This is a genomic window from Mesorhizobium sp. (assembly GCF_024509055.1).
In the GTDB taxonomy this organism is placed as follows: Bacteria; Pseudomonadota; Alphaproteobacteria; order Rhizobiales; family Rhizobiaceae; genus Mesorhizobium.
Map to the genome: position 1 here is coordinate 1 of NZ_JANINM010000541.1, position 8,967 is coordinate 8,967.

Below are 8,967 nucleotides of genomic sequence, written 5' to 3' on the forward strand. Positions count from 1 at the left end.
ATGATCTCAAGCGGCTTTCCAGCTCCAACAGCGACCGCGGCACGCGTTTTCATGGGGCGATTCCTCCAAGGCGATAATTTGTAAGTTTCAAGTTACAGCAGACTGCCAAGCCTGCCTGCGGGCGACGTCTACCTTGCCGCCCGTCCTAAGCCCACTGACACCTTAACGGGTTCCGGAAAGGTGGCCAACGCCTGTTGCGACGTTTTTCGGCGCGGTTTCCGCAATTGGCATCAGGTGCCGAGATCGGTGGCTCCAGACCACTTGAGACGCGCCTGGATTGTCCATAGAACTGGACCACTTCGCCGGAGGAACGACGTCCGAATGTTCAAGAAGATCCTGATCGCCAATCGCGGCGAGATCGCTTGTCGTGTGATCAAGACGGCTCGCAAGATGGGGATTGCCACGGTCGCGGTCTATTCGGATGCCGATCGCGACGCCGTGCATGTCGAAATGGCCGACGAAGCCGTGCATATCGGTCCGCCGCCCGCGGCGCAGAGCTACCTGGTCCCTGAGAAGATCATCGCCGCCTGCAAGGAGACCGGCGCCGAGGCGGTGCACCCTGGCTACGGCTTCCTGTCCGAGCGCGCCTCGTTCTGCGAGGCGCTGGAAAAGGTAGGCATCGTCTTCATCGGCCCCAAGCCCAAGGCCATCAAGGCGATGGGTGACAAGATCGAATCGAAGAAGTTCGCCAGCGAGGCCAATGTCTCGACTGTGCCCGGTTGGCTGGGCGTGATCGAGGATGCCGACCACGCGGAAAAGATCGCCGGCGAGATCGGCTATCCGGTCATGATCAAGGCGTCGGCCGGCGGCGGTGGCAAGGGCATGCGCATCGCCTGGAGCCAGGCGGAGGTTCGCGACGGCTTCGATCGGGCGCGCTCGGAAGCGAAGAGTTCGTTCGGCGACGACCGGGTCTTCATCGAGAAATTCGTCGTCGATCCACGCCATATAGAGATCCAGGTGCTCGCCGACGCGCATGGCACCGCGCTCTATCTCGGCGAGCGCGAATGCTCGATCCAGCGCCGCAACCAGAAGGTGGTCGAGGAGGCGCCGTCGCCATTCCTCGACGCCAAGACGCGCAAGGCCATGGGCGAACAGGCCGTGGCCCTGGCCAAGGCCGTCGACTACCAGAGCGCCGGCACGGTCGAGTTCATCGTCGACAAGGACAAGAACTTCTATTTCCTTGAAATGAATACGCGATTGCAGGTTGAGCATCCGGTGACGGAACTCGTGACCGGGATCGACCTCGTCGAACAGATGATCCGCATCGCCGCCGGCGAGAAGCTCGGCATCAAGCAGAGCGACGTGAAGCTCAACGGCTGGGCGGTGGAAAGCCGCCTCTATGCCGAGGATCCTTTCCGCAATTTCCTTCCCTCGATCGGTCGGCTGACGCGTTACCGCCCGCCCGAGGAGGGAACGTTCGGCGATGTCGTGGTGCGCAACGACACCGGCGTCACCGAGGGCTCCGAAATATCGATGTTCTATGACCCGATGGTGGCCAAGCTCTGCACCTGGGCGCCGACGAGGCTGGCGGCGATCGACGCCATGTCGGAGGCGCTGGACAGTTTTGTGGTCGACGGCATCGAGCACAATATCCCGTTCCTTTCGGCGCTGATGCAGCATCCGCGCTGGCGAGAGGGGCGGCTGTCGACCGGCTTTATCGCCGAGGAGTATCCGCACGGCTTCGCGCCGGTGGAGCCGGACGGCGAGGAGAGGGCAGTGTTCGCGGCTATCGCCACGGCCATCGAATTGCTGCGCCGCGACCGGCTCGACCGTCTGAGCGGCCGGCTGGCGCCGCATTCCGGCCACCTCAAGCGAGACTGGGAGGTGAAGATCGGCGGCGCTTATCTGTCCGCGACAATCGTCGACGGCATGGTCTCCATCCCGATGGAGGTCGATCTGTCGATCGACGGCGGCAATCCCCTGACGGTTGCCTCGGACTGGCGTCCCGGCGATGCGATCTGGCACGGCACGGTCGGCCGCCAGAGGATTGCGGCGCAGGTCCGGCCGATGCTGAATGGCCTGCACATTGCGTGGAAGGGTATGTCGGTGACGGCGCGCGCCATGCTGCCGCGCACGGCGGAGCTCGAAAGGCTGATGCCTGAAAAGCTGCCGCCGGATACCTCGAAGATGCTGCTCTGCCCGATGCCCGGCCTCGTCGTGTCAATCGCGGTGAAGGAAGGGCAGGAGGTCAAGGCCGGCGAGACGCTCGCCGTGGTCGAGGCGATGAAGATGGAAAACGTGCTGCGCGCCGAACGCGACCTGACCGTTGCCAAGCTCAACGCCAAGCCTGGCGACAGCCTGGCGGTCGATGCGGTGATCATGGAATTCGACTGAGACTTGAGACCGCTGTGCACAGGTGCTCGCTGGACTCGCATCGAGCGCTTGCGGACAATACATCTCCACCGATGTTGAGTCTCACAGAGCGGCACAAACCCCATGGCGGATGAACGACTTCCACGCGACCCGTTGCAGCGCGAAGCAGCCGTGAAGGCCGCGCGGCCGGAGGCGCCGGCCCGGACCTTCATCCATCTGCGCGTGCATTCGGCCTACTCGCTGCTCGAAGGCGCCTTGCAGTTGGGTGCAATCGTCGGCCATGCGGTCAAGGATGAGGCGCCTGCGATCGCCGTGACCGATACCAACAACCTCTTCGGCGCGCTCGAATTCGCCCAGAAGGCGGTCAAGGACGGCATCCAGCCGATCATCGGCGGCCAGATCGATCTCGCATTTTCCAGCGAGGCTGCGGATGCCCAGCGCGACCGCCGCCGGCAGGGCCCCGAAATGTCGCCGATCGTGCTGATTGCGGCGAGCGAGGCCGGTTACGCCAATCTCGTGCGGCTGATCAGCAAGGTCTATCTGGAGACGCCGCCCGGCGAGCCGGTGCATCTGACCAGCGCGATGCTGGAAGGTCAGAGCGACGGCCTGATTTGCCTTACCGGCGGTCCGCGCGGCCCAATCGGCACCGCGCTGAAGGCCGATCGGCGCGATCTCGCAGAGCAGCGGCTGCTCTTCCTCAAAGGCCTGTTCGGTGATCGGCTCTATGTCGAACTGGAACGCGTCACCGGCTATGATCGCATGGTCGAAAAATCGACGGTCGACCTTGCCTACACCCACGAATTGCCGCTGGTCGCCACCAACGAGGCTTTCTTCTCCAAGCGCGAGGACTATGAGGCGCATGACGCGCTGATTGCCATTGCTGAAGGCTCGGTGGTTGCCGCCGACAACCGCCGCCGGCTTGCGGCGGACAATTTCCTGCGCAGCCAGGCCGAGATGGCGCGGCTGTTCTCCGACCTGCCGGAAGCGATCGACAACACCGTCGAGATCGCGATGCGCTGCGCCTATTATCCGAAGAACCGCAGCCCGATCCTGCCGCGCTTCACCGGCGCCGACGCCGTCGACAAGGATGCGGCGGAAAAGGCGGAGGCCGCCGAGCTCTCCCGCCAGGCTCGTGAGGGGCTTGATGCGCGGCTAGCCGCGCACGGACCGACGCCCGGCTACACAATCGAACAATATCGCGAACGGCTTGAATTCGAGCTCGGCATTATCGAGAGGATGAAGTTTCCCGGTTACTTCCTGATCGTTGCCGACTTCATCAAATGGGCCAAATCGCAGGGCATTCCGGTGGGGCCGGGCCGTGGCTCGGGCGCGGGCTCGCTGGTCGCCTATTCGACGACGATCACCGATATCGACCCACTGCGTTTCTCGCTGCTGTTCGAGCGCTTCCTCAATCCGGACCGCGTCTCGATGCCGGACTTCGACATCGACTTCTGCCAGGACCGGCGCGAGGAGGTGATCCGCTACGTCCAGCAGAAATATGGCCGCGACCAGGTGGGGCAGATCATCACCTTCGGTACGCTGCAGGCGCGCGCGGTGCTTCGCGACGTCGGACGCGTGCTGCAGATGCCTTACGGCCAGGTCGACAAGCTGTCCAAGATGGTGCCGCAGAACCCGGCCAATCCGGTCAAGCTGGCGGACGCCATCGCCAACGAGCCGCGCTTTGCCGAGGAGGCGGAAAAGGAGCCGATCGTCCAGACGCTGCTCGACACCGCGCAGAAGCTGGAAGGCCTCTACCGCCATGCCTCGACGCATGCCGCCGGTATCGTCATCGGCGACCGGCCTTTGTCGGAACTGGTGCCGATGTACCGCGATCCGCGCTCGGACATGCCGGTCACCCAGTTCAACATGAAATATGTCGAGCAGGCGGGGCTGGTGAAGTTCGACTTCCTCGGCCTGAAGACGTTGACCGTGCTGGAGACGGCGGTGAAGCTCATTCGCCGGCGCGGCGTCGACATCGACCTTGCGACGATACCGCTCGACGACAAGGACACCTACGCCATGCTGTCGCGCGGCGAGGTGGTCGGGGTGTTCCAGGTTGAAAGCGCGGGCATGCGCAAGGCGCTGATCGGCATGCGGCCGGACTGTATCGAGGACATCATCGCGCTGGTGGCGCTCTACCGCCCCGGCCCGATGGAGAACATCCCGACCTACAACGCCAGAAAGCATGGCGAGGAGGAGATGGCCTCGATCCATCCCAAGATCGATTACCTAGTGAAGGAGACGCAAGGCGTCATCGTCTACCAGGAACAGGTGATGCAGATCGCGCAGGTGCTTTCGGGCTATTCGCTCGGCGAAGCCGACCTTTTGCGCCGCGCCATGGGCAAGAAGATCCGCGCCGAAATGGACAAGCAGCGAGAGCGCTTCGTCTCGGGCGCGGTGGAGCGCGGCGTCGGCAAGCCGCAGGCCGACTTCATCTTCGACCTTCTGGCGAAATTCGCCGACTACGGTTTCAACAAGTCGCATGCGGCAGCCTACGCGGTTGTCTCCTACCAGACGGCCTATCTCAAGGCGCATTATCCGGTCGAGTTCCTGGCGGCGTCGATGACGCTCGACATGAGCAACACCGACAAGCTCGCCGACTTCCGCCAGGACGCGCTGCGGCTCGGCATCGAGGTGGTGGCGCCGTCGGTGATGTCGAGTTTCCGCCCGTTCGAGGTCGGCGAGAACAAGATCTTCTATTCGCTGGCCGCCCTCAAAGGCGTTGGCGACGCCGCGGTCGAGCACATCGTTGCCATGCGCGGCGAAAAGCCGTTCAAGAACCTCGCCGATTTCTGCGAACGGGTCGATCCGAAGGTCGTCGGCAAGCGCGTCTTCGAAAGCCTGATCATGGCCGGCGCGCTGGATTGCTTCGGGCATGACCGCGCCCAGATGATGGCCGGCGTCGAGCGGATGATGGGGCTTGCCGCGCTGGCCCAGCAGAACGCCGTCTCTGGCCAGGCCGACATCTTCGGCGCTTCGCTCGGCAGCCAGTCACAGGCGCTCAACCTTCCGGCGACCGACCCTTGGCTTGCAGCGGACCGCCTGCACCGGGAATTCCAGGTGGTCGGGTTCTACCTGTCGGCGCATCCTCTCGACGAATACAAGGCGGCACTTCAGAAGATGCGAGTGCAGAACTGGGGCGAGTTCTCTGCGGCCGTCAAACGCGGCGCCGCCGCCGGTCGGTTGGCGGGCACGGTCACCACCAAGCAGGAGCGCAAGACGCGCACCGGCAACAAGATGGGTGTCGTGCAGTTTTCCGACACGACGGGCCAGTATGAGGCGGTGCTGTTTTCCGAAGGCCTGGCGCAGTTTCGCGACATGCTGGAGCCCGGCCGCTCCGTGGTGATCACGGTTTCGGCGGAGGACAGGCCCGAGGGCATCAACCTGCGCATCCAGACGGTGCAGTCTCTGGAGGACGAGGCGAGCCGCATCCAGAAGGCGCTTCGCATCTTCGTGCGCGATGCAGCACCGCTCGGCATTCTCGCCAACCAGCTTTCGGTGAAGGGCGAGGGGCAGGTGAGCTTCGTGCTGATCAAGGATGCCGGGCAGGGCGAGGTCGAGATCGAACTGCCCAACCGCTATCGCATCTCGCCGCAGGTGGCATCGGCGATGCGGGCCGTTCCAGGCGTCGTCGAAGTGGAACTTGTATAGCTCAGGACGTTGCGGCCTCGGCTTCCGCTACCTGCGGCGCCTTGCGCTGCAGGTTGAGCAGGTTGCCAGCCAGGATCAAGGCCGCGCCGCCGGCGGTGAAGATGTCGATCTGCTCGTGATAGAGCAGCCAGCCGACCAGTGCCGACAACGGCACGCGAAGGAAATCCATCGGCGAGATGATCGTGGCGTCGGCGTAAGCGAGCGCCCGCGCCAGGCAGAAATGCGATGACATGCCGCTGAAGGCGATCACCACGATCCATGGCCAGAGCGCGAGGGACGGGTTGCGCCAGTCATAGAGCGCTGGAACAAGGCCGACCGCCGACTGGATGAGCAGCATCCAGAAGATGATACGCACGACGCTGTCGGTGCGGGTCAGCGACTTCACCATGACCATCGAGATGCCGAAGCAGACGGCGGCGCCAAGCACGACGAGATGACCGGGATCCATCGAACCGGCGTTGGGACGCACGATGATCACCACGCCGATCAGGCCGAGCGCGATCGCTGTCAGCCTGGCTTTCGACAGCTTTTCGCCGAGGAAGCTGACTGCCAGGATCGCCGTCCAGATCGGCGTGGTGAACTCGATCGAGATCAGCACCGCCAACGGGATCAGCGTCAACGCGTAGAGCCAAGCGGCCTGGCCGCTGTAGTGGATGACGTTGCGGGCGATGTGAGCAAGCGGGCGTTCGGTGCGCATCGCGGCGAAGCCGCCATTCATCATCACCAACGGCATCAATATGAAGAAACCGATCACCGAACGCATTTCCAGGACCTGGAAGACGTTGAGCTCGGCGGTCGTCTCGCGGCCGGCGATCGACATCGCCAGGAACGAGGCGATCGACAGCGCCATCCAGAACGCGGCCTTTGGAATTGAGGGAGCGGGTGCCATTGGCGCTATGTCGCAATCCCGGGCCTTTGCCGCAATCGCTAGCCGTGCCATTTGACTGGGCCAGCGCGGGCGTCAAAAAACCGTCACGGCGGAAGCGGAACCTGTCGGACCGGATGGCCGTTCTGAGTCCATGCTTCTGTTCGTTCCTTCGCGGAATCCACGATCCGCGACCTCGAGAGGGATGTCTTCATGAAATCAGTCGCAGCGTCGCTGCTTGCAGTGTGCCTGTTCGGCGTGACCAGCGCTCATGCCGACGAGGCAAATTTCCTGCATTCATTGCAAGGAAAATTTGCCGGCAAAGGAACTGTCAGACTGAGGACCAACCTCCCGGTGATGAATGTCTCCTGCACCTTCACATCGAACACGACGGCAAATTCGCTGTCGCTGGACGGCACATGCCGCGCCATGCTGATCATGACGCGGCAGATCCGGGCCGACCTGAAGACCGACGGGACGACCTATACCGGCGTCTATATCGGTTCGCGCACCGGGCCGGCAGGGCTTAAGGGGAGTCGCGCCGGCAACGCGATCAACCTCGACATCCATTGGGCCAAGATCGTCAACGGCGACCGCGACGCTGAACTGACCGTGGAAAAGATCGGCGCCGACGACATGCGGCTGACCGTGACCGACATGGACCCGCAAACTCATAAAATAGTGGTGACGAGCCGGATCGATCTCAAGCGTACCTAACACTGATATCCAATAGGTATATCAGGTGACGCGAGGCTGACTCTGGGCCGGTTTATTCTTCCAGGGGTTCGGGAGAGTTGGCGCCGCGGCCCTTGCCGAAGGTGTAGCCGGTCTCCACGGCCTTCTTGCCGAACTTGTCGCGCAACGCGTCGATGGCGCCTTCGGCGAGCGCTCGCTTGCGCGACTGGACGTCGACCAGATCGGGCGGATCGGCCTTCTCGTCGTCGGAAAGATCGCTGACACCGATGCCCAGCAGCCGGAATTTGGTGCCGTCTGTCTCTCGGCGCAAAAGTTCGAGGCCGGTCTGGAAGATGCGGTCGGCCAGCCGGGTTGGGTCGCCAAGCTGGCGGTTTCGGGTGCGGATCTTGAAATCCTGCGTCTTCAATTTCAGCACCACGGTGCGCCCGGCAATGCCTGCCTTCTTCAGCCGCGTCGAAACTTTTTCGGACAGCCCTCGCAGCACCGGCACCAGTTCCGCCAAGGATGCGATGTCGGTGTCGAAGGTGGTTTCGGCCGAAACGCTCTTGGCATCGCCATCCGGGTCCACACGGCGGTCGTCCTCGCCGCGGGAAAGCCGGTGCAGCCGGTCGCCCATCACGCCGTACCGGCGCATCAGTTCGCCGCGCTCCATGCGCTGCAACTGGGCTATCATGCGGATGCCGTCACGCTCCAGTGTCGCCGCCAATGCCTTGCCGACACCCCAGATCAAGGTCACCGGTTGCGCGGCCAGGAAACTTGGCGCTTCGGCCTCGCCGATCACCGAAAAGCCGCGCGGCTTGCGGAAGTCGGACGCGATCTTGGCCAGGAATTTGCAGTAGGACAGGCCGGCCGAGACGGTGATGCCGAGCTCTCTTTCCACCGTCTGCGCGAAGCGTGCCAGGACGAGCGCCGGCGGCATGCCGTGCAGCCGCTCGGTGCCGGCGAGATCGAGGAACGCCTCGTCGATGGATAGCGGCTCGACCTGCGGCGTCAGCGCCTGCATCAGCGCCCGCACCTGGCGGCCGACGGCGACGTATTTTTCCATATTGGGCGGGATGACCACGGCTTCAGGACAGGCTTCGAGCGCCTTGAACATCGGCATGGCCGAGCGTACGCCCTGGATTCGGGCGATATAGCAGGCCGTGGAGACGACGCCGCGCCTGCCGCCGCCGACGATCACCGGCTTGTCCTTCAGCGCCGGATTGTCGCGCTTTTCGATCGCCGCATAGAACGCGTCGCAGTCGATATGGGCGATGCGCAGACGGTAAAGCTCGGGATGGCGGGCAAGGCGTGGACTGCCGCAGCGTTCGCAGCGACGCGTCTCGCTGCGCTGGAGAGCCAGGCAGTCACGGCAAAAACCGTGTTCGGGATTGTTGACAGGAGCGGTCATCGCTGCGAACATAAAGAGAACAAATGCAATGGTACGACAGCGCAGGGCCGGC

The 8,967-nt window shown here is 63.5% G+C and carries 5 protein-coding genes; 3 read left to right on the forward strand and 2 right to left on the reverse strand.

Annotation, left to right across the window (positions count from 1 at the left end; translation table 11 throughout):
* The first annotated feature begins 321 nt into the window (after positions 1-321).
* Both Q0L57_RS32830 and dnaE read left to right on the forward strand, forming a co-directional pair.
* The gene (locus Q0L57_RS32830) at positions 322-2,334 is read left to right on the forward strand and encodes an acetyl/propionyl/methylcrotonyl-CoA carboxylase subunit alpha (RefSeq protein ID WP_296747251.1); all 2,013 of its coding nucleotides are present in this window, start codon (positions 322-324) and stop codon (positions 2,332-2,334) included.
* Between the two features lie 102 nt (positions 2,335-2,436).
* Positions 2,437-5,964 (forward strand): DNA polymerase III subunit alpha, encoded by a 3,528-nt coding sequence (dnaE, locus tag Q0L57_RS32835; protein ID WP_296747252.1) that lies wholly within the window; start codon positions 2,437-2,439, stop codon positions 5,962-5,964.
* Position 5,965: 1 nt separating this feature from the next.
* On the opposite strand, the gene Q0L57_RS32840 is transcribed toward dnaE, so the two are convergent.
* Positions 5,966-6,853 (reverse strand): DMT family transporter, encoded by an 888-nt coding sequence (locus tag Q0L57_RS32840; protein WP_296747253.1) that lies wholly within the window; start codon positions 6,851-6,853, stop codon positions 5,966-5,968.
* A 189-nt stretch (positions 6,854-7,042) separates the two neighbouring features.
* Between Q0L57_RS32840 and Q0L57_RS32845 the strand changes: the two genes are divergently transcribed.
* A complete protein-coding gene (locus Q0L57_RS32845; RefSeq protein WP_296747254.1) occupies positions 7,043-7,546 on the forward strand; it encodes a hypothetical protein in 504 nt (167 codons plus the stop codon).
* 52 nt (positions 7,547-7,598) lie between these two features.
* On the opposite strand, the gene Q0L57_RS32850 is transcribed toward Q0L57_RS32845, so the two are convergent.
* Positions 7,599-8,927 carry a DNA polymerase IV gene (locus Q0L57_RS32850; protein WP_296747255.1) on the reverse strand — a complete coding sequence of 443 codons (1,329 nt, stop codon included), beginning with the start codon at positions 8,925-8,927 and terminating at the stop codon, positions 7,599-7,601.
* Positions 8,928-8,967: the final 40 nt, after the last annotated feature.

Excerpts from the sequence above, each read along its gene's own strand:
- Q0L57_RS32830 (WP_296747251.1), top strand. The coding sequence starts at position 322 with ATGTTCAAGAAGATCCTGATCGCCAATCGCGGCGAGATCGCTTGTCGT.
- dnaE (WP_296747252.1), top strand. The coding sequence starts at position 2,437 with ATGGCGGATGAACGACTTCCACGCGACCCGTTGCAGCGCGAAGCAGCC.
- Q0L57_RS32840 (WP_296747253.1), bottom strand. The coding sequence starts at position 6,853 with ATGGCACCCGCTCCCTCAATTCCAAAGGCCGCGTTCTGGATGGCGCTG.
- Q0L57_RS32845 (WP_296747254.1), top strand. The coding sequence starts at position 7,043 with ATGAAATCAGTCGCAGCGTCGCTGCTTGCAGTGTGCCTGTTCGGCGTG.
- Q0L57_RS32850 (WP_296747255.1), bottom strand. The coding sequence starts at position 8,927 with ATGTTCGCAGCGATGACCGCTCCTGTCAACAATCCCGAACACGGTTTT.